This is a genomic window from Campylobacter sp. RM9334, assembly GCF_020138145.1.
Classification (GTDB): domain Bacteria; phylum Campylobacterota; class Campylobacteria; order Campylobacterales; family Campylobacteraceae; genus Campylobacter_E.
Genome location: NZ_JACGAX010000065.1, coordinates 1 through 380 on the forward strand (window position 1 = coordinate 1; position 380 = coordinate 380).

Here is a 380-nt window from a genome sequence, read left to right on the forward strand (position 1 = left end):
CCATCAAGATTTTTATCCATACTAATATTCCCATCAAGTATTGTGCTAATATCAGTTGATTGTTTATTATCAACAGTCAAAATACTTGGAACATAACTTGCAACTTTAGTAGCTTGTCCTGAACCATCTTTAGTTGGCTCTATATATAAAGCAAATGCATAGATAGTATAATCAATTTCTTTTTTATCTACTTCTCCATCGTTATTTCTATCGGCTGCTAAAAAATTACTCTTATACGCTACATCGCTAAACCACCCAGCGACAAAACTTGCTGCATCTTTATCTAAAATAATGCCTTTGCTAGTATCAATGAAATTATCTTCATTAAAAAATTCTTTTAATCTATTAATATTCTTGTCACTAAGTTTTACTCCGATATT

At 30.0% G+C, this 380-nt stretch carries 1 protein-coding gene; it reads right to left on the reverse strand.

Annotated features, from left to right (window positions below):
* The coding region (locus AVBRAN9334_RS10135; protein ID WP_336607747.1) for a hypothetical protein at positions 1-380 on the reverse strand (380 nt) is incomplete at both ends.